19 protein-coding genes and 1 tRNA gene are annotated in these 20,507 nt (G+C 54.2%); 7 read left to right on the top strand and 13 right to left on the bottom strand.

Annotation, left to right across the window (positions count from 1 at the left end; translation table 11 throughout):
* Positions 1-13: 13 nt before the first annotated feature.
* Positions 14-1,273, top strand: a complete 1,260-nt coding sequence (locus NIG5292_RS06905) for a DNA polymerase IV (RefSeq protein ID WP_074842129.1) — start codon at positions 14-16, stop codon at positions 1,271-1,273.
* Here NIG5292_RS06905 and NIG5292_RS06900 read toward each other — a convergent pair whose 3' ends face one another.
* Complete coding sequence (locus NIG5292_RS06900; RefSeq protein ID WP_048598742.1) at positions 1,274-2,134, bottom strand: N-formylglutamate amidohydrolase; 861 nt, start codon at positions 2,132-2,134, stop codon at positions 1,274-1,276.
* A 153-nt stretch (positions 2,135-2,287) separates the two neighbouring features.
* On the opposite strand from NIG5292_RS06900, the gene NIG5292_RS06895 reads away from it, so the two are divergent.
* Both NIG5292_RS06895 and ykgO read left to right on the top strand, forming a co-directional pair.
* Positions 2,288-2,362 (top strand) — tRNA-Val (locus tag NIG5292_RS06895).
* Positions 2,363-2,447: 85 nt separating this feature from the next.
* Complete coding sequence (gene ykgO, locus NIG5292_RS06890) at positions 2,448-2,573, top strand: type B 50S ribosomal protein L36 (RefSeq protein WP_008205324.1); 126 nt, start codon at positions 2,448-2,450, stop codon at positions 2,571-2,573.
* Between the two features lie 90 nt (positions 2,574-2,663).
* Here the strand turns inward: ykgO and NIG5292_RS06885 are convergent, their stop codons facing one another.
* Together NIG5292_RS06885 and fdhF are read right to left on the bottom strand one after the other, a co-directional pair.
* Positions 2,664-3,305 (bottom strand): CAP domain-containing protein, encoded by a 642-nt coding sequence (locus tag NIG5292_RS06885; RefSeq protein WP_048598741.1) that lies wholly within the window; start codon positions 3,303-3,305, stop codon positions 2,664-2,666.
* Positions 3,306-3,423: 118 nt separating this feature from the next.
* Positions 3,424-6,192 carry a formate dehydrogenase subunit alpha gene (fdhF, locus tag NIG5292_RS06880; protein ID WP_048598740.1) on the bottom strand — a complete coding sequence of 923 codons (2,769 nt, stop codon included), beginning with the start codon at positions 6,190-6,192 and terminating at the stop codon, positions 3,424-3,426.
* A 137-nt stretch (positions 6,193-6,329) separates the two neighbouring features.
* On the opposite strand from fdhF, the gene NIG5292_RS06875 reads away from it, so the two are divergent.
* Together NIG5292_RS06875 and NIG5292_RS06870 are read left to right on the top strand one after the other, a co-directional pair.
* On the top strand, positions 6,330-7,007 hold the full coding sequence (locus tag NIG5292_RS06875; RefSeq protein WP_048598739.1) for a histidine phosphatase family protein: 678 nt from the start codon (positions 6,330-6,332) through the stop codon (positions 7,005-7,007).
* 15 nt (positions 7,008-7,022) lie between these two features.
* Positions 7,023-8,084, top strand: coding sequence for a saccharopine dehydrogenase (locus tag NIG5292_RS06870; protein WP_048598738.1), 1,062 nt, complete (start codon positions 7,023-7,025; stop codon positions 8,082-8,084).
* On the opposite strand, the gene NIG5292_RS06865 is transcribed toward NIG5292_RS06870, so the two are convergent.
* From NIG5292_RS06865 to NIG5292_RS06845, 5 genes are read right to left on the bottom strand one after another with little or no spacing between them, the layout of a single operon-like run.
* Entirely contained in the window at positions 8,061-8,795 is a 735-nt protein-coding gene (locus NIG5292_RS06865) for an SDR family NAD(P)-dependent oxidoreductase (protein ID WP_048598737.1), read from the bottom strand. The two genes, NIG5292_RS06870 and NIG5292_RS06865, sit on opposite strands and share 24 nt — an antisense overlap.
* Before the next feature lie 18 nt (positions 8,796-8,813).
* Positions 8,814-9,398, bottom strand: a complete 585-nt coding sequence (locus tag NIG5292_RS06860; protein WP_048598736.1) for a DUF3833 family protein — start codon at positions 9,396-9,398, stop codon at positions 8,814-8,816.
* Entirely contained in the window at positions 9,395-10,642 is a 1,248-nt protein-coding gene (locus tag NIG5292_RS06855; protein ID WP_048598735.1) for an MFS transporter, read from the bottom strand. Before NIG5292_RS06855 ends, NIG5292_RS06860 begins: the two co-directional genes overlap by 4 nt.
* A complete protein-coding gene (locus NIG5292_RS06850; protein WP_143082001.1) occupies positions 10,639-11,409 on the bottom strand; it encodes a DUF1365 domain-containing protein in 771 nt (256 codons plus the stop codon). Before NIG5292_RS06850 ends, NIG5292_RS06855 begins: the two co-directional genes overlap by 4 nt.
* 1 nt (position 11,410) lies before the next feature.
* Entirely contained in the window at positions 11,411-12,700 is a 1,290-nt protein-coding gene (locus NIG5292_RS06845) for an NAD(P)/FAD-dependent oxidoreductase (protein ID WP_048598733.1), read from the bottom strand.
* Positions 12,701-12,934: 234 nt separating this feature from the next.
* Here NIG5292_RS06845 and NIG5292_RS06840 point away from each other — a divergent pair, with 234 nt between their 5' ends.
* The gene (locus NIG5292_RS06840; RefSeq protein WP_143081997.1) at positions 12,935-13,486 is read left to right on the top strand and encodes a sigma-70 family RNA polymerase sigma factor; all 552 of its coding nucleotides are present in this window, start codon (positions 12,935-12,937) and stop codon (positions 13,484-13,486) included.
* A 4-nt stretch (positions 13,487-13,490) separates the two neighbouring features.
* Entirely contained in the window at positions 13,491-14,159 is a 669-nt protein-coding gene (locus tag NIG5292_RS06835) for a ChrR family anti-sigma-E factor (protein ID WP_048598732.1), read from the top strand.
* Between the two features lie 27 nt (positions 14,160-14,186).
* On the opposite strand, the gene NIG5292_RS06830 is transcribed toward NIG5292_RS06835, so the two are convergent.
* From NIG5292_RS06830 to NIG5292_RS06810, 5 genes are all read right to left on the bottom strand, one after another.
* The gene (locus NIG5292_RS06830; RefSeq protein WP_048598731.1) at positions 14,187-15,353 is read right to left on the bottom strand and encodes a DNA recombination protein RmuC; all 1,167 of its coding nucleotides are present in this window, start codon (positions 15,351-15,353) and stop codon (positions 14,187-14,189) included.
* Complete coding sequence (gene mutL / locus NIG5292_RS06825; protein ID WP_048598730.1) at positions 15,350-17,179, bottom strand: DNA mismatch repair endonuclease MutL; 1,830 nt, start codon at positions 17,177-17,179, stop codon at positions 15,350-15,352. The genes NIG5292_RS06830 and mutL overlap by 4 nt, the downstream gene beginning before the upstream one ends.
* A gap of 33 nt (positions 17,180-17,212) precedes the next feature.
* Positions 17,213-18,529 (bottom strand): M16 family metallopeptidase, encoded by a 1,317-nt coding sequence (locus NIG5292_RS06820; RefSeq protein ID WP_048598729.1) that lies wholly within the window; start codon positions 18,527-18,529, stop codon positions 17,213-17,215.
* Entirely contained in the window at positions 18,526-19,896 is a 1,371-nt protein-coding gene (locus NIG5292_RS06815) for a M16 family metallopeptidase (RefSeq protein WP_053084845.1), read from the bottom strand. The genes NIG5292_RS06820 and NIG5292_RS06815 overlap by 4 nt, the downstream gene beginning before the upstream one ends.
* A gap of 79 nt (positions 19,897-19,975) precedes the next feature.
* A complete protein-coding gene (locus NIG5292_RS06810; RefSeq protein WP_048598728.1) occupies positions 19,976-20,506 on the bottom strand; it encodes a DUF3035 domain-containing protein in 531 nt (176 codons plus the stop codon).
* Position 20,507: the final 1 nt, after the last annotated feature.

Genomic DNA, 20,507 nt, shown 5'->3' with positions numbered 1-20,507 from the left:
GTATCACAGCATTATGCCTGCAATTTGTCGCGACTGCTTAACCACTTACTCTGCGCAAGAACCGCGACGCTGCGTGGATTGCGGCAGTCCGCGTATGTTGGCGCATCCCGAACTGTTTGATTTGTCAGTCGCCCACATGGATTGCGATGCCTTTTATGCCAGCGTTGAGAAACGCGATAATCCAGAGCTTGCGGACAAACCCGTCATCATAGGCGGTGGGCGGCGCGGCGTTGTCAGTACCGCTTGCTACATTGCACGCATTCGCGGCATCCGGTCCGCGATGCCGATGTTTAAGGCCCTAAAACTTTGCCCCGATGCAGTGGTCGTGCGCGGCCGCATGGATGTCTATGCGGATGTATCGAAACAAATCCGCGCCCTGATGGAGGAACTAACCCCCTCCATTGAACCGCTGTCATTAGACGAGGCATTTTTGGACATGTCCGGTACCCACAAACTTCACGGGGCGCCCCCCGCCGTGATGCTCGCTCGACTGGTCAAAAGGATGCGCGAAGAAATCGGGATCACCGGATCAATCGGCCTAAGCCACAATAAGTTTTTAGCAAAAGTCGCATCCGATTTGGATAAACCGCAGGGCTTTTCCGTGATCGGCAAAGCTGAAACCATGACTTTCCTGAAAGACAAGCCCGTGGGCATGATCTGGGGTGTCGGACCATCTGCGCGCGCGACGCTTGAACAGGCGGGCATTCACACGTTTACGGACCTACTTAGGTGGGAGCAAAAAGACCTGATCCTGAGGTTTGGCAGTATCGGCGAGCGCCTTTGGCATCTGGCGCGCGGTGACGATAAGCGTACTGTTTCCGCACACCGACCCATTAAATCAATTAGTAATGAGACCACATTCAACGAAGACACCGCAGCGGTTGACCTACTTGATGGGCACCTTTGGCGGCTTTCCGAAAAAGTCAGTGCGCGAGCCAAGGCACGTGAGTTGGCGGGAACAGTCGTTACCCTCAAACTCAAAACGGCAAAGTTCAAAACCCTATCGAAGCGCATCACGTTGACCGATAGCACGCAAATTGCCGACCGAATTTACAGGCACGCAAGACAGCTGTTTGATCAGGTAAGCACCCAAGGTCCATTTCGCCTGATTGGCGTTGGTCTGTCTGACCTTGGGCCATCCTCAGTTGCTGACAGCGCGGGCGACCTTTTGGACCCAGACGCCCCAAAGCGCGCAGCAGCCGAACGCGCCACCGACGCCATCAGAGCACGATTTGGAAAGGACGCAATTATGAAGGGACGCGCGCTGCGCTAACTACTCAGCAGCGAGTGGCACTTGGCACTGGCCAATTTCAACGATGTCCGCCATCGCGGCTGTGATCTTGCGGCGCACTGCTTGAAAATCTGCGTTTGGTTCAATCAGCGCTTCATCCATGTAAAGCGAACGATCAATCTCAATCTGGATCGCGTGCATCCCGCGTGATGGCCGTCCGTAAGCTTGGGTTATATAGGCGCCAGCAAATGGCGCATTGCGTGCCGTGACAAAGCCCGCACGTGTAAAAGCAGCCTCTACACGGTCAACGACGTCAGAGCCCGCAGAGGCCCCAAACCGGTCACCAATCACAATCTGCGGACGCTGTCCTTGAGGCGTGGTGATCGCCTCAATCGCTTCATGGGGCATTGAGTGGCAGTCAATCAAAATAGCGCTGCCAAACTGGGCATGGTTGACACGCATCTCTTTGGCCAACGCTGCGTGATAGGGCCGCCAATATTCATCAACCCTAAGTGCGGCCTCGGCCCGTGTGAGCTTGCCGCGGTAGATTGCCCGACCAGAGGCCACAACGCGAGGGATCACTCCAAGTCCCGAGGCAATTCGGGGGTTGTGCACAATGCGCGGCGCACCCTCAACCACTGCGCAATCCATTTCATCCGCAGAACGGTTCAGATCCACAAAGGCACGCGGCGCGCCGGCGTGCAAAAACACTGCACCCAAATCTGGTGCCTTGGAAAAGAGGCGGTCGACGAATGCATCCTCAGATGTCCGAATCGTGTGCGCATCCAAAACGGTCCGCTGCATGAATGCGCGTGAGTAGTCCCGCCCACTGTGGGGGCTGGCGAAGACAACGCTTGTATTTCGAACCTCTGGGAGGTCTAAAAAGTAGACTGCTTTCGGCATTTCGGGCTCCGTTTGAACATAACATAGACTGTTTCACTTTGTTTCCAAAAGCCCCCTTGATCTTTTAGCTGAAGCCTTCTAATCAACCTCTCACCTGACGCGGCGCGACCCGCGTCCTTTTTAATTGGGCTGGTCGCAAAGTTAATGGTTCATGGGCGCTTAGCTCAGCGGTAGAGCACTTCGTTGACATCGAAGGGGTCACTGGTTCGATCCCAGTAGTGCCCACCATGATAACCGCTTCTTGGCATTAGCCTTTGAAGCAAACGCAACTTGAATGGCGTGATCTCGCGCCGGAAAAACAGGAGACAGACTTATGAAAGTCAAGAACTCGCTCCGGTCGCTGAAGAACCGTCACCGCGACTGCCGTATCGTTCGCCGCAAAGGCCGCGTTTACGTGATCAACAAAACACAGCCTCGCTTCAAGGCACGTCAGGGCTAAGCCTTCGACAATTGAACATTCAAAAGCCGCTCCATTAAATTAGGGCGGCTTTTTTCATTTCCCACATCGGGCTTAGAAATGGCCGCCGGACTAACCTGCAAAATTCTGCGTAATAAAGTAGCGACCACAATTGGGCGACTTACCGTCAAAGGCAAGCGATGCTCCTGTCAGTTTAGATTTTCGCGCAAGGATGTTTTTGCGGTGACCCGATGATGCCATCCACATGTTCACAATATGATTAGCCAAACTTTTGTATGAATGCGCAGATATTGTCCGCCCCTTAGCTTCGAACCGGCACGCGCTTAGATCGCGGGTCAAGAAAACACCTGCTGTTTCCAACTGATAGCGATGGGTAACGCCAATATTTTCCGATCCGGCACGACTGCCCACGCCAGATGCCTTGAGCCGTTTTTTGAACGTATTCATCCCTGACACACGCGATTTATGATTGAGCTGTTGGGACTTAGCCATCCATTTTGAATGCACCTCAGCCACATCCACCAAACCACTGGCAGAAGTTAAAGGTGGCAACCCTTTTGAGCACCGTACTTTGTTGACGTAGTGCAGAACCGCGCTGTCAAACAAGGCACTATTAGGTGATTTTGCGGGCACCATGGCATTATGCGCGCCGGTCAAAGCAGGCGTACTACACGCCTGCGCATATCCGGTCAGCGACACAGCAACGCCCAAAACCCACAGGAACCAAACTGTTTTTTGCAAAAAGTATTTCATAACTGATAACCCCACACTCAACCAACACACGCTTGAGCATAGCAATAAATGCTACTTTTGCATAGATTGCCGCCCAATCATGACGATTGAGCGGCATATCTATTAAATTGTGAGCATCTTATTCTGCGGCAACTTGTGGCTCGTGCGCAGCTTCCACCCTTACGGCCGAAAACTTAAACTCAGGAATTTTGCCATAAGGATCAATTGCTGAGTTGGTCAAAATATTTGCGGCCGCCTCAACATACGCAAACGGCAGGAAGACCATATCAGGGGCCACCGCACGGTCCATGCGCGCCATGATCACAACTGACCCACGCTGAGTCGTCAGACGGATCATTCCACCAGGTTCTACCCCAAGCTTGCGCAAGGTGGACGGGTGCAGCGAACAGTTTGCCTCTGGCTCAACCGCGTCCAAAACAGTGGCGCGGCGGGTCATTGATCCTGTGTGCCAATGCTCAAGCTGACGGCCTGTTGTAAGGATCATCGGGTACTCATCATCGGGCGTATCGTCAGGTGCAATAACGCTTGCAGGCGTGAACTTCGCGCGTCCATCTTGGCGCGGGAAACCATCGCCAAACACAATCGGCTGGCCCGGATCCGTGGGCGAAAGCGATGGGTACGTCACCGCGTTTTCACCTTCAAGGCGATCCCACGTGATGTTACTCAGCGATTTCATGTTCAGCTTCATTTCGGCAAAGACTTCGCTTGGGTGCGTATAGGTCCAGCCAAGCCCAAGGCGTTTCGCCAACTCAACTTCTATCCACCAGTCTTCACGCGCCTCACCGGGGGGCGAAACAGCTGGACGTCCCATTTGAACTTGGCGGTTGGTATTTGTGACGGTGCCGGACTTTTCTGCAAATGCAGAAGCCGGTAGAATTACATCAGCGTAGTTTGCAGTCTCAGTGATGAAAATATCCTGCACCACAAGGTGGTCCAGCTTGGCCAGCGCGGCACGCGCATGATCTACATCGGGGTCTGACATGGCAGGGTTTTCACCCAAAATATACATCGCCTTAATGTCATCCGTATGTACTGCATCCATGATCTCAGTAACCGTAAGGCCTTTTTCATTACTGAAATCACCAGAACCCCAGACATCATTAAATGCAGACCGCACACCATCGTCCGTGACAGATTGATAATCCGGCAAGAACATCGGGATGAGGCCCGCATCGGATGCACCTTGTACGTTGTTTTGCCCGCGTAGGGGATGCAAGCCCGCGCCAGGGCGGCCCACCTGCCCTGTCATCAACGCGAGCGAGATCAAACAACGCGAATTATCCGTGCCGTGAATGTGCTGGCTAACGCCCATACCCCAGAAAATCATACCTGCTTTGGCGCCAGCAAAAGTACGCGCAACGTCGCGCAGCACTTCTGGCTCAATGCCGCAAATTTCGCTCATCTTTTCGGGTGTGAAGTCTTTCAGGTGCGCTTTTTCAGCTTCCCAGTTTTCGGTGTAGGCTTCAATATATTGCTGATCATAAAGCTTTTCTTCGACGATCGTATGCATAATCGCGTTCAGCATCGACACGTCAGCACCGGGCCGGAATTGCAGCATATGGCTGGCGAAACGCTTCAACGCTTGGCCGCGCGGATCCATCACAATCAGCTTGCCACCACGCTTGGCGAATTGTTTGAAATACGTCGCAGCAACCGGATGGTTCTCAATCGGGTTAGCGCCGATCACAATTGCTACATCAGCGTTCTCAATCTCGTTGAAAGTGGCTGTCACAGCCGCTGAGCCAACGTTTTCCATCAGTGCCGCAACAGAGGATGCGTGGCAAAGGCGCGTGCAGTGGTCGACGTTGTTGTGTCCAAATCCTTGGCGGATCATCTTTTGGAACAGGTACGCTTCTTCGTTGGTGCATTTTGCTGAACCGAAACCCGCAACTTCACGGCCACGGCCCTTCAGGCCACCTGCGGCAAAATCAAGCGCCTCATCCCATGTTGCTTCGCGGAACACGTCGCCCCAGTTTGCCGGATCAACATTAAGGCCTTTTGCAGGCGCATCATCACGGCGGATAAGCGGTTTGGTCAGGCGGTGATCGTGGTGAATATAATCAAAGCCAAAACGCCCTTTCACGCACAAGCGGCCCTCGTTGGCGGGACCATTGATGCCCTCAACGAATTTCACTTTATTATCTTTAATCTTCAGGCTGATCTGACAACCAACACCGCAAAACGGACAAATACTTTCGACTTCTTTGTCAAAATCAGCGCTATCCCCAACTTGCTGCTCATCAACGACAGTCGAGGGCATGAGGGCACCTGTGGGGCAGGCTTGGACGCATTCACCACAGGCCACACACGTGCTGTCGCCCATTGGGTCAGCCATATCGAACGTTGGGTAGGCGTCATGGCCACGTCCGGCCATGCCGATCACATCATTGACCTGAACTTCACGGCAGGCGCGCACGCACAGACCGCATTGGATACAAGCATCAAGGTTAACGGACATCGCAACGTGGCTGTTGTCGAGCAGTGGAATACGCTCAGCTTCTAACGTGGGCAGGCGGCTTTCAGCGACACCATTCAGATCGGCCATATCCCACAGGTGGCTGGATTTATCGTGGGCTGCGTCACGCTCGGGTTGGTCCGCCAACAGCATCTCAACCACCATTTTGCGCGCATTTTTGGCACGTGCAGTTTCCGTGTTCACCACCATACCATCGGCGGGCTCTCGAATGCACGAAGCAGCAAGCGTCCGCTCGCCCTCGATCTCGACCATACACGCACGGCAGTTCCCATCGGGCCGGTATCCTGGCACGGGTTTGTGACAAAGGTGCGGAATGACCAGACCACGGCCATTCGCGACCTCCCAAATTGTCATGCCAGCGTCAGCCTCAACGGTCTGGCCGTCCAAGGTAAAGGTGATTTTATCAGACATGACGCAAACTTCCCGATTTGAATTTAGTTTAAACTAGGCGATTCAAAATAACCCGCCCACAGCAAGCACGACACGCCACCAACCGTTTGCGCCACGCCGCAAGGCAGGCTACGCACCATAGGAAACAGGAGACGACGATGGGTGAAGTGACAATAACACGCCACGGGCAGGCGAATTCTGGTGCTAAGTCAGAGCTGGAATACGACAAACTATCCGAATTGGGACATGTGCAGGCCCGTTGGTTGGGTGAGTATTTGCAAGACGCGCAGCCCTACACACACATCATCAGCGGCAGTCTGCGCAGACAGCGCGAGACGGCTGAGGGTATTTTGGCGGGACTTGGCGGCCCCGCAATTCCACACACCACTGACGCGCGCCTGAATGAGCTGGATTACTTCGCGCTGTCGGACTCGCTGACTGATATGCACGGCGTCCCTTTCCCCGATAGCGCCGAGACTTTTGCAGCACATGTGCCGCAAATTCTTAGCCATTGGGCCGCTGAGGAAACGCCCCCGCACGTAGAAAGCTATGCCGGTTTTCGAACCCGTATTTTTGACGCAGTCCGAGACGCATCATTGATCGAAGGGCGGGTTTTATTGGTAAGCTCAACAGGCGTCATCGCGTCGCTAACAGCTTTGGCTCTTGGGCTTGAGACAACCCAGAAGGCTAAAATGTTTCTGAACGTGGCGCATACGTCGCTGCATGGGTTTGACTACCGCACAATGAATGGCGCGTCTGATTTGCATTTGACGATGTATGGCTCAACGCCGCATCTGGACCGTGCGGACCGCACTGACAAAAAGACAATGGTATAAGCTGGAGTACACGTTATGCATCTTTGGGTACGGGCTGAGAGCCGCAGTTTTGAACGCCGTGTTGGCCTGACACCCGAAGGTGCTACGCGCCTCATCGAAGCGGGCATGTCGATCACTGTTGAGCAAAGCGATGTACGCGCTATCCCAATCGATGGATACGCAAAAGTAGGTTGCCAGATTGCAGCACCCCACAGCTGGCCAGACGCGCCAAAAGACACAATCATTTTGGGCCTCAAAGAACTGCCTGACGATGGCAGCGCCCTGCCCCACCGTCACATCATGTTTGGACACGCCTACAAAGGCCAGGACGCAGGACCAAAACTGCTTGCGCGGTTTGCAAAGGGTGGTGGCGAGCTTTCGGACTTGGAATACCTGACCGATACCGGCGGACGGCGCGTAGCCGCTTTTGGCTATTGGGCCGGATACACTGGTGCCGCGATGGCACTGCTTTGTTGGGCAGCGCAACAACGGGGTGAAATTACGGGGGCGGTATCTGCTTATGACAGCGCAACTGATCTACGCGCTGAACTTGAAGAGCAACTCAGCCAATGCAGCACCAAGCACCCCACCGCGTTGATCATTGGGGCACTTGGCCGTGTCGGTACCGGCGCATCAGATCTGTGTGAGGCACTGGGTATAACGCCAAAGAAGTGGGACAAGGACGAGACCGCACATGGCGGCCCGTTCCCAGAAATTCTGACACACAACTTATTTATGAACTGCATCTTGGCCAGCCCACAAACACCGCTTTTTGTAGGGCCTGACGCCATTGGGGCAGAGCGGACGCTATCTGTGATAAGCGATATCGCGTGCGACCCAGACAGCCCGTATAACCCGATCCCGATCTATTCCGCCGCAACAAGTTGGGAAACGCCCGCAACGCGCATTTCAAACGAACCGGTTCTGGATGTCACTGCGATTGATAACTTGCCATCGATGTTGCCAGCCGAAAGCTCTGAAGGTTTTGCAGCACAACTGCTGCCGACACTTCTTCAGCTAAAGGATGACACCAACGGCACATGGGGCCGCGCCCGTGACTGTTTTCAAAATGCCCTACGCGAAAATGCGATAGTATAGCCAGTCGGGCAAAAACTGGCTTGCACGGAACATCAGTGAAAATGCGCGCGGGAAGGATTTTTTGAACGCGGTCGAGTTCATATGCTCCCAGAAATCACGCGCTGCCTCTTCAGGGGTCTGGATGAACGGCATGTTGAAATCGTTCTTGTCCGTCAGCCTCGTTTTGATGAAACCGGGGTTAATTAGCTGAACCTCAACACCTGTTTTGCGCAGATCCGCATAAAGGCTTTCACCAAGGTACATCACGCCCGCTTTGGACGCCCCATAACCAACTGCCCCCGGCAAGCCGCGGAAACCTGAAAGTGAACCAGTCAGCACGATATGCCCCGCGTCACGTTTTACAAAGTCTGGTAAAATGGCCCCCAGAACACGCGCAGCACCCGTAAAGTTGATGTCGACCATTTGCTCTAACTGAGCGGCATCAACGGCATCGGCTTTCATAGGCCAGTACACGCCGGCCAGAAATACCACACCATCAATTTCATCGACTTGAGCGTACGCTTCTTCTACGCTTTTGAGGCTACTGACATCGCAGGTGACATAGGATGCTTTCCCCGGAAGGGTGTCTACAACCCGCTTCAAATCATCTTCGGAACGGGCCGACAGGATCACCTCAACACCTGCGGCGCTCATCATCTGGGCAACCGCCTCACCGAGGCCCGCAGATGCGCCAACCAGCCAATACCGTTTACCCGCCCACTGCTTTGTCACGCCACACTCCTTATAATTTCAAGCAACCCGCTTGCGCACAGCATCAACTCCAATTGGCCGCATCGTAGCGACCAATTCTGCCACCTTGATACCAAACTTGCGAAACTGTGATCGATTAATAATGGTCCCGTTCTGCATCAAATACATCCAGTCTGTCACATCAAGCGCATGACCACCCGCCTCTGGGGTCAGCTTAATCGTGTAGTTCAACAGCAGGGCGTTACCACGCTGCTGGCCACTACCGCGTCCCACCAAATCATCCGCATCCGCACGCACCACGCCGCCTTCATCAAGCTGCAAGCGCCACTCGCGGCGCTGAATACTGCCGCTATCGTAGTGAAAGACCTCGCGCATCACGCCGCTATCGCCCTTCCACTCCGCCTCAAACTCGGCGACAAAACGGCTACTCACACGCCCCAAAGGACCATAAATCACACCCTCGCAGGCAATCTTGCCGTTTAGATGATCCTTGATGTCCATAATCGGACCAAGCCCATCATACTCCGCCGGCTTTTGCGCACGGAAAGTGCAGAAACGGACATAGAGCAGCACACAGATCAGTGTGATGACGACACCGATTAGCACAAATAGAAATTCGTTCATTTCGCATCATCCTCCGTCAAATTAGTGCGCCAAAGCAAAAAGATCGCAATCAGCTTCAGCACGCACGGAACGCCCGCATATAAATAGCTCAAAACCCAGAGCGCTTGATCAGGCTGAGTTATCTGCCCCGCTACAAATCCGCTCTGCTCTAATAAAGGAAGTAGGGCCACTGCCGCAAAAGCCAGTGTAAATTTAGTAACAAATGACCACACCCCAAAAGCTTGGCCCGCATTTGGTGCAATTTTAGACAAGCGGCGGGCAAAAAGGGCAGGCAACAAAGTCATGTCCGCGCCCAAAGCGGCACCACTGGCAATGCAAACAACCGCAAAAAGTGCCACGTCACCGGAGCCAAGCAACAGCGCACCTGCAAAGGTCACAACCGCCAACACCATCCCCGCAAGCAAAGTTGTTTTGGGCGAGACCCGCTGCGCCATAAATCCCCAAAGCGGTGCACTTATTGCGGCAGATAAAAAGAACAGCAACAACAGCGGCCCTTCCCAGCCCAACGCATCCAAACGGCTTTCCACGAAGAACAAAAACAATGTTGAACTTACCGCAACCGGCGTCGCATTGACCAAGGCCACTGTAAGCAGCCGGCGAGCAATCGGATCTTTTAGGACAACCGCAGAACCAACAGGTGTAGCCGCTTCATTTTCCGCCTTGCCCGCGCTCCATTCTTTGCGCATCGAACCCCATCCAGCCAGGCACAGCACCGCAAAGCCAAGTGCAAAGCCAACAAATGGACGGCCCATAAAGCCCATCAAAACAGTAGGCGTGATGGCTGCAACACACACACCCAAAAGCCCGCCAGTCTCACGCCAAGTAGCAAGCCTGACATGTCCCGCGCCCATAGCATCTGCTTTGGCAACGCCCTGCGCGTAAAAGCTGATTGTAAGGAAGCTAAACGATGAAAAGAGCCCCCCTAGGGTCAGTGCAAACCACCACAACGCAGGGATGGGCGGGACGACTGCAAACAGCCCCCACATCGACAGTGCCAAAATGATAGCCGCAAACGATACCATCGCCCCACGCACACTGCGCGTCTTTTCAGATAGCCATCCAAGCAGCGGGTCTTGGACCACATCGACAAGGCGCAAAACAAACAAAACGGATGCAAGGGCAGTCAAGCTAAGCCCGTATTCATCCACGTAAAACTTGGGAGCGTGGATATAAATTGGTAAGCCAGCCGCCGCCAGCATGGCCGCAAAAAGCCCATAAGATGGCAAGCGCTGTGCGCGGGTCATCGTGATATCTCAATTTCGGGCGGCTCAGGTTGGGAGCGAAACTTCGCGCCCTTAAACCACAGTTTCACCGCTTGCCAGTGGACCAGCGTAAGCACACGCCGTGAACCAAGCGGACGGCGCACCAGCATCCGCAGCATAGAACGTGTTGTGAGTGGCTGGCGTTTACCGGTCAGGGTTGCAATCAGCCCCCCTCCGCTTGGATCCGCAGTTTCTGTGTAATCAATCCGAATGCTGATCTTTTCATCAGTGATGTCATAATTGAACGCATAACCACCCTCGAGCGGCTGAAACGGCGACACATGCATCATTTTGGTCGCATGGAGCGTGTCCTTGGCAGAAATGGCCCGATGATCGTCATGATGACACAAGTATGAGTGCCGGTCACCGAACGTATTAGCCACCTCAGCAATCACAACACGCAGAGCGCCGGTTGCATCATAGCAAAGCCAAAAAGAAACCGCGTTGAACAAATGCCCCAGTACTTTGGGCTGCGCCAAAAGCTCAATCCGTCCGTCGTTTGGCAAACCGTGCGTACGCAGCACATCGCGGACCCACGCCGCACCGGTTCCGGCCTTGGGCAGCCCTCCATGATCAACGTCATGCAATGCAACCATGCCAGGTCGGTTACGTTTGAAAGGCCAAGGCGCGCGGACATCGGCCTCCGCATCAAGCAGTACGTAATCAACGCTGTAGGAAAACGCATTTTTCACAGAACCCTTACGACCGTGGTAGGTCCGCGCCTCAATGTGGTCGACGGTTTTCATCAGCTTATTCTGCCGCTGCCAACGCCGGAGTTGCACGCATGGCTTCCACCACTTCCACGGCTGATTTTATACCATCTTCATGAAAACCGTTGGCCAACCACGCACCGCAGAACCACGTGTTGTTCGCACCGTTCATCGCTTTGACTGTATCTTGGGCTGCCAAAGCTGCGGCGTCATAAACAGGGTGGCGTAACACAACCTCGTCCCAGATCAGGCTTGGGTCAATCTCACGGGTACTGTTGAGCGTCACGAAAAAGTCCTGCTCCGTTTCGAGCGGCTGCAATTTGTTCATCCAGTACGTTAGGTCAATTTGATCATCTTGCTTGCCTGCTGCCTCGGTGTAATTCCATGACGACCACACCTGTTTCTTGCGCGGCATTACCGAAGCGTCTGAATGCAAAACGACATGGTTGGGCTGGTAGCCAACCGACCCTAGTGCAGAAGTTTCAGCCGCATCCGCGTCTGCCAAAAGCCGGAGTGCGTCATCAGAATGAGTTGCGAACACAACCTCATCAAAAATTTCCGCATCTGCGCCCACGGGCGTCACGTGCACACCAAGGTCAGTGCGGTTGACACAATCGATTGGCGTACCGAGCCGAATGTCGACGCCTTTTGTCACCATCGATGCTTCCAGACGTTTCACATATTCAATCGAGCCCCCCTGAACAGTGTACCACTGATGTTGGCCCGTAGCGCTGAGTAGGGCGTGATTTTCGAAAAACGTCATCATTGCCTTGGCTGGGAAATCCATAATCTTAGCTTTGGGCGTAGACCAAATTGCGCCTGAGAACGGCAACAAATACCGGTCGCGGAACCATTCGCCCGTGCCGAGAGCCTCGAGCAAATCACCGGTGCTCATACCGTCTTTGGCAAGCTTCAGTCCGTTGGCGTTGAAATGGAAAATGTCGCGCAACATTCGCCAATATTTTGGCATCAGCAAGTTACGGCGCTGCGCAAAAAGCGCATCAAGAGACACCAAGCCATACTCCAACGCACCACCATCAATGGACGCCCCAAAGCTCATGTTGCTTGGCGCAACAGGCACATCAAGCTCGGCAAAAAGCGCAGTGAGATGCGGATAGTTAGCATAGTTAAAGACAATGAAACCCGTATCCACCGCCACATCGCTGTCGCGTCCAGCCATCCGCGTGCGCGCATGTCCGCCGAGCCGCCCCTCCGCCTCATAAAGGGTTACCGCGTGGTCGTCTGCCAGCATATGCGCCGCCGCCATGCCAGAAATACCAGCGCCAATCACCGCAACCCGCTTTGGGCCGCGCCCTTTATCCAATGGCATATTGTCGTCCTTATTTGGTTGGTCTTGAGTGCTCTATATACGCCGCGACTGAGAAAGTGGATGACTCATCGTTTATTTCGCACATGCAGTGATCCAAACTCAGCGACCAGCCGTAACAGTGCCATGATAGACGGGATCGCAAGTTTGGAAGAAAGCAGTGCAACCGCGCAGCCGATCAGCTACGCTCGGCCACAGGTTGCACGATTCATCCAGCCCAAAAGGCGGCATTCCCAGATGACGACGACACAAGAGCGCACAGCGTGGGTTGCGGAAATGGACCGCATCAAAACCCTCCGAGATCAGGCAGCTTTCGCTGATCTGTTTGATTATTTTGCGCCAAGGCTGAAGGGGTTTTTAATGCGCGGCGGCACGTCCGAGGCGCTTGCAGAAGAAATTGCACAAGAGGTTATGGCCATCGTTTGGACCAAGGCCGATATGTTTGACGCGTCACGCGCCAGTGTTTCGACCTGGATTTTTACTATCGCCCGTAACCGCAAAATCGATGTGCTACGCAAAACGCAGCGCCCTGAGCCTGAGGACTTGTCATGGGGACCCGAGGCGGAGCCGGATCAGGCCGATCAGCTAAGTGCACAGCAAGAACAATCACAGTTGAAAACAGCAATGTCTCAGCTGCCGCAGAAACAAAGAGAATTGGTCGAACGCGCATATTTTGGCGATCAATCACACTCACAAATCGCGTCCGAGACGGGGCTGCCGCTTGGAACAATCAAATCACGAATACGCTTGGCGCTGGATCGCTTGCGCCACGCAATGGATGGAAATTAGACCGATGACAAATATCAAACATCACCTCACGGATGACGTGCTGCTGGCATATTGTACGGGCACTTTACCTGAAGCCTTTAGCCTTGTGGTCGCTACGCATATTTCGCTTTGTGAAACCTGTCGTTCTCACATGGACACACTGGATGCGCTTGGCGGCGTTGTCATCGAAGAAACACCAAAAGCAGCAATGTCATCTGGCAGTTTGGAAGCCTGCCTAAAAATGGCAGAGAGCATGCCCAAAGACCCGATCAAAATGGAAGCCGCCGGCAAATCGAAGCGTCAGAAATCAGCTGGCTTGTTTCCTGCGCCGCTGCAAGATTATGTGGGTGGTGATTTGGATGCGGTACGCTGGCGGCCGATTGGGCTTGGCGTAAAGCAAGCTATCCTGAAGACCTCGCGCGATGCATCTGTGCGTTTGCTCTACATCCCGACTGGCGCTGCAATGCCAGATCACACGCACAACGGCACAGAGATGACACTTGTTTTGCAAGGCGCCTTTCAAGACGAAAGCGATTACTTCGGCGCGGGCGATGTAGAAATTGCTGACGAAGAGATGAACCATACGCCAGTTGCAGTTGGGCCTGTGGACTGCATCTGCCTCGCGGCAAGCGACGCACCACTTAAGTTCAACGGCATCCTGCCCAAAGTACTTCAGCCGTTCTTCCGCATTTAAGGGCCCAAGCTGACCTCAGCTAACGGGCTATTTGTCTACAAGCGGGACAGCATCAGGGCCGTCAGGTGCCTCGAGTTCTTCAAAATCAAACGCATCAAGACGCCGCGCACGGCGACCCGCCTTTTCGGCGCTAATCCGAATATCTGCCACGTCTTTCGCTGCCTGACCGAAGTGCCGATCAAGGTTCTCAACCCGGGTACCAAGCCGTTCAACATCCTGAAACAGCATCGACAACTCTTTTCGAATTGCACCCGCTTGCGCACGCATTCGCGCATCCTTCAAAATTGCGCGCATCGTATTCAGGGTCGCCATGCAGGTCGTTGGTGACACAATCCAAACGCGCGCCGCAAACCCATCACGCACCACCTCGGGGAAGTTGGCATGCAGTTCTGCATAGACTGCCTCTGACGGTAAAAACATCAACGCACCATCGGCGGTTTCACCCTCAATCAGATACTTTTCGGATATCGCTTTAATGTGGGCGCGCACGCTTTGACGCAACTGACGGGCGGCATCCTTTACCTCCCAATCAGTCGTAGCACTGCGTAACTTTTCATAAGCCTCCAGAGGAAACTTTGCGTCTACAACAATGGGTCCTGGTGGATTAGGCAAGTGAATAAGGCAATCCGCGCGCTTACCGTTCGAAAGGGTCGCCTGCATCGTGTAGCTGTCGCTTGGCAACGCTTTGGACACAATATCCGCCAACTGAATTTCGCCGAACGCCCCGCGCGTTTGCTTGTTGCTCAAGATGTCTTGCAGGGACAGCACATCACCACTCAACTTCGTAATGTTGTCCTGAGCCTTGTCGATCGCCTGCAATCGCTGTTGCAACTCTCCCAAAGACTGCGCAGTGCGGCGTGACGTACCCGACAAGTTTTCATTCATCTGCACGGTAACCGCCTGAAGGCGCTGCTCCATCAATTGAAGCATATTGGCTTGTGCAGCAGCCTGCGCCTCTGACACATGGGTCAGACCTCCTGCAAGTTGCTGTTGCCCATCAGACAGAATTTGAACCCGCTGGCCCAGCCCTTGCATTTGTGCCGCAAGAGGACCTGTTGCACGCGCTGACCGGCCCGCTGCACGAGTGGTCACAACCAACAACAAAATGATCAGCACCAACGCCGCTATGCCCAAGAGGCCCAACAGATGAAGCGGATCTTCAAGCGAAAAGCTATACGCACCAATCTCAATCATGTGCGGCCAAACAACCGCTCAATATCAGTCATCTTCAGCTCCACGTATGTGGGGCGGCCGTGATTACATTGGCCAGAGTGCGGGGTCGTCTCCATCTCGCGCAGCAGTGCGTTCATCTCATCCCCATTCAACCGCCGGCCTGTACGAACCGAACCGTGACAAGCAACACGGCTTAAAATCGCCTCAATCTTGGCTTGCACCAGATCGCTTGAGCCAAGGTCATGCAACTCATCAAGTACATCACGAATAAGGCCTGACACATCACACTGGCCCAATAACGCAGGCGTTTCGCGCACAGCGATTGCCCCTGCACCAAAAGGTTCCACCACCACACCAAAACGCGCCAGCGTATCCGTTTGCCCGATGATCAGTGCCGCGTCCCCGTCAGATAGCTCCACAATGTCAGGGATCAGCAACGCCTGCCGTGCAACACCGTTTTCCGCCATCTGCTTTTTAAGGCGCTCATAAACCAGTCGTTCGTGGGCGGCATGCGCATCGACCAAAACAATCCCATCACGGGTTTGGGCAACGATATAATTCTCATGCAAATGCGCACGCGCAGCCCCCAACGGGTGATCAGGCAATGACGTGTCTGTCGGCGCATTTGCCTCAATACGTGCAGAGGGCGCATCAAAAGGGGTTTGCCCGTCCTCAAACATAGGCGCTTGGGCGGCATAAGACGCAGATAGCCCGCCTTGGCTAGGCCGGTCCATTTGATAGATGCGCGGCTCAACCTGTTCAGCACGCATCGCGCCCAAAGTCTCGCCCGCAATGGTAGTTGATGCACGGTGCCCCGCATTGGCCAGCGCATGACGCACAGCACTCACAATCAACCCGCGTGCCACACCGGCTTCGCGAAACCGGACCTCAGATTTGGCCGGATGCACGTTTACATCCACCATGGTCGGATCACAGTCTAAAAAGAGACACGCGGCAGGATGGCGATCGCGCGACAGGAAGTCCATGTAAGCGCCGCGCAAAGCACCGACGAGGACTTTGTCCCGCACAGGGCGTCCGTTCACAAACAAGAATTGCGCAACCGCAGCACCACGGGAATAAGTAGGAAGGGCCGCGTAACCAGTCAGGTGAAAACCATCGCGTTCCGCATCAATCGGCACTGCGTTATCTGCAAATTCGCGCCCAAGTACGTTTGCAAGGCGGCCACGCAATGCATCGAACATATCACCAGTCTGCGCATCTGCGCGAAACGTCACCCGACCTTCACCACCAGAGACATCGCGCAGGGTAAAACTGACGAAGGGTTCGGCCATAGCAAGACGCTTTACGACGTCACTAATTGCCTGCACCTCGGCGCGGTCAGACCGCATGAATTTCAATCGTGCTGGAGTGGCATAAAACAAATCCTGCAACGTAACGATGGTACCCCGCGTCAGTGCAGCAGGCTTTACGCTGCCCATCTCGCCGCCGCTGACTTTGATTTCAGTGGCATCAAAACCTTCCGCGCGCGAAGTGATCGTCAAACGTCCTACCGCCCCAAGCGACGGAAGCGCTTCACCACGAAACCCGAACGTGTGAATGTTCAAAAGGTCGGTACCATCAATCTTTGAGGTGGCGTGACGCGACAGAGCAAGCGCAAGATCATCCGGCGCGATACCACATCCATCATCAGTAACACGGATTAAAGATTTGCCGCCTTGTGCGATTGCAATATCAATACGCCGCGCGCCTGCATCGATGGCGTTTTCTACAAGCTCTTTCACTGCAGAAGCTGGCCGTTCAACAACTTCACCAGCCGCAATGCGGTTGATGGCATTTGCGTCCAATTGGCGGATGACAGGGCGTATGTTGTTGACGGTATCTGGCATGCCACAATAGCTAGCACGCCACCACAGATTCGACTAGTTGGTGCTTTGCAATCCCATTGGCTGACCGACTACCACAAAATGCAGATCATCTGCGCGTAACAATTCAGCTGCCACACGGTTTACGTCCTCTAGTGTCACGGCCTCGACCTTGTCGTTGCGGGTTGGGATATAGTCAATCGGAAGGCCCTGCATTTGCATTCCAACCATGATGTTCGCGATTGGCCCATTGCCATCAAACCGCAACGGATACGCACCGGTCAAATACGTTTGGGCGCGGGACAACTCATCCTCGGACACGCCATTTCGCGCCGTATCGGCCCAGACTTGCTTGGTGACTTCGACCGCCTCTGCAATCCGGTCATTTGCGCTTGAAACCTGACCCAAATACATCGCGGCATAGTCTTTTGGCACCAAATAGGACCCGATGCCGTAGGTAAGGCCCCGCTCCTCGCGCACTTCCTTCATAAGGCGGGCTTCAAAACCACTACCGCCCAAAATGGTGTTCAAAATAAACGCCGCGAAAAAGTCAGGATCATCTTGGCTAAGTCCGTTGTGTCCAAAAAGCGCAACCGACTGAGGCGTTTCGAATGGTACAACGGTCACACCTGCTTGAAGGCTTTGCGTGACTTGTGCAGGCATCGGCGCGCCACTTTCGGGCAGTCCAAGCAACAGGTCATCCAATAGAAACGCCAGCGCGTCGGGCGTGATGTCACCCGATGCGCCCACATAAAGACGGTCCAACGCCATCGTTCGATCTTTTGCTTCAAACAGATCTGCCTGAGTTAATGCAGCAACAGATTGCTGCGTACCGTTGATGTTAGATGCATAAGGATGCTGCCCGTAGGCAAGCCGCGCAAACGTCTCGCTTGCGATTGAATTCGGGTCTTTTAGGTCCGACGCAATGATCGATTGAACCTGTGATTTCACGCGATCAATCGCTGACTGTTCAAACAACGGCTTGAGGATCGCTTGGCGCAAAAGGGCAATGGCCTCGTCTTGTGTGTCCGTCAAAAAGCGCGCCGAAATCTGTAGCGAGTCGTCATTTACATCAAACGAAAAATCCGCCGCCAGCGCATCACGTGCCTGTGCAAATGCCTGCGCGTCCATGTCGCCACTGCCTTCTTCAAGCAGTGCTGTCATCAGATTGATTGCACCGCGCTTGCCCTCCGCATCAAGCGAAGCACCGCCTTTGAAGCGAATTTCCAGCGCTACAAATGGGATCGAATGCTCTTCCACCAACCACGCCTTGATCCCAGACTTGGACGTTACTTCTTGTATCTCCACGGCGGCAAAGGCTGTGTGTGCCGTCATCAGAAACGCGACGAAGGTGGTGATGAAAGAACGGATCATTGTGACACCTGTGATGCTGCTTCGGGTGAAGTCGGTGAACGAAGATAGCCAGTGACTGCCACTTTACGGTCTGAAAATAGCGCCCACGCGGCCTGCAGGATATCATCAGACGTGACAGCAGCCAAAACATCTGGCCACGCTTGGATATCCGCGACAGTCAAACCGGACGTCAGCCCCGCGCCATATGTTCGCGCCAAGGATTGAACGGAGTCGCGGCCATAAATCTCAGAAGCGCGCAACTGCGCCTTGATACGGGCTAATTGTTCTTCATCAATTCCCGCCTCAAGAAACTGCGCAATGGCGGCATCAAGTTTAGCTTCTGCCTCGCTCAACGAAATCCCAGGCGTGGGCACCATCACAACGCCAAATGTTGTATCGTCCAGCGATAACCCTGAATAGAACGCGCCTGTATAAACCGCGTCTTGGCTATCAAATTGTAGCTGTTGCCCCAAGAATGATGTCGCGGGATTACCGCCCAACAACTCAGACAACAGTGTCAAAGCCGCTGCTTTTTCTTGCGCACCGCTGTCACGCTCGGGCGCCAAATACGTACGGATTACGTAGGGCTGTGCCACGCGGGGGTCTTCAAATACCAACCTGCGTTCAGCGCGGTGAGGCGGCTCAGTGGGCCGCGCACGCGCCGTAAGGTCTTTGGTTGGCTCAAGTACGCCGTAATAGGTTTCCGCAAGGCGCTTCACCTCATCTGGGTATACATCACCCGCCACAACCAACACGGCATTATTGGGGGCGTAAAAGCGCTGATAATATGCCAGCGCATCGTCTAACCCCAACTGCGCAACCTCATGTTTCCAACCGATGACGGGAATGCCGTAAGGGTGATTTTGGTACTGCGCTGCCATGCGCTGTTCCCCAAACAAGGACCCCGGATCGTTTTCTGTGCGCTGGTTGCGTTCCTCTAAAACAACGTTCCGCTCGGTCTCGATATCATCTTCCGTCAGGCGTAGATCGCGCATTCGGTCGCTTTCCATCCGCATCATCAACTCAAGACGGTCCGCTGCCACGCGTTGGAAATACGCCGTGTAGTCGTAGCTGGTAAACGCATTGTCCCGCCCACCGTTGGCCGCAACGACTTTGGAAAATACGCCCGCTTCCATGTCATCCGTTGCTTTGAACAACAAGTGCTCAAGAAAATGCGCGATACCAGATTTTCCAGGGTCTTCATCAGCAGCACCTGCACGGTACCAGACCATGTGCACCACAACAGGTGCGCGGTGGTCTTCGATCACAACCACCTCCATGCCGTTATCAAGCGCGAATGTTGTGACGTTATCCGCCGCAGCCGCAGTTGTGGCAGCAGTCAGTGGCATCCACAGTAAAGAGGCAAGCATAAGAGAGGCTAAGCGCATCGAAAACACTCCGTTGTTACAGACTGTAAGCTACGGTGGCGCGCAAATCATTCAAGGCCGATGGCGTACTCGTGATGAGTTATTCGTCACGTGGCAGCAGCGGTGCAGCGGGGGTACGCACGCCAGCGCTGCGCAGACGTGCAAGCTCGGCGTGCTGATCCAATGCTTGCTGAGCGTAGGCTTTGAAATAAACATTCACATTTGCCGCGCGTTCCAACAAACGCCCACGGTTTGCCTTGCGGAACTCCAGATCACTGGCCGCCAAAGTAGAGCGGATGTTGGCGTCAGTCCCGTAACGGCCAGCATGGGCCAGAACAGCACTGTCACCCGCACGACCATCAGCGTTCATGCGTTGCGGGCTACCGCCAAGTGTCGCCACTGCATCGCGAAAAGGTGTGGGGTCTGCCAAATTGGATTGACCCAACGTAGGTGTAGGAAGCTCAGCAAAACTGGCGGGTTCTTGCAGCGGCTTATTTGGCAAAATTGCAAATTCATCAGGGCCAGACTGGGATTTTTTCAAATTCAACAGCCGAGGTTCCCCGCGCTCGCAGCCAGCAAGTGCAAGAGTGGTAACAATCATCAAAATCGTGGCTTTAATCAGATAACCCATA

Source organism: Nereida ignava, from assembly GCF_001049735.1.
Taxonomy (GTDB): domain Bacteria; phylum Pseudomonadota; class Alphaproteobacteria; order Rhodobacterales; family Rhodobacteraceae; genus Nereida; species Nereida ignava.
Note: the sequence above shows the minus strand (reverse complement) of the source record. Positions and strands in the feature narration are given on the sequence as shown.